Raw genomic sequence first — 266 nt, forward strand, 5'->3', positions numbered from 1 at the left:
CATGGAACCTGGCATTTATGAATTGACGGTAACTCATCCGACGAATGGCTGTACCTCTACCGCCCAGGTGACGGTGGAGCAGAATATAACTGAACCAGGTGCAACTGCCAGTGTCAGTGATGTACTGACGTGTAGTTTGGAGAGTGTCACGTTGCAAGGAGCTTCAGCTACAACTGGAGTAACCTACGCGTGGATTGGTCCTGACTTTAGTTCATCCTTACAAAATCCAACGGTTACCGCATCTGGTATTTACGAGTTGACGGTAA

Annotated in this window: 1 protein-coding gene; it reads left to right on the forward strand. The window is 48.1% G+C overall.

Annotated features, from left to right (window positions below; genetic code table 11):
- Positions 1 to 266, forward strand: a 266-nt coding sequence (locus tag FNH22_RS32305; protein WP_185154537.1) for a hypothetical protein, incomplete at both ends; no start/stop codon positions are given.

Source organism: Fulvivirga sp. M361, assembly GCF_007097395.1.
Taxonomy (GTDB): domain Bacteria; phylum Bacteroidota; class Bacteroidia; order Cytophagales; family Cyclobacteriaceae; genus Fulvivirga.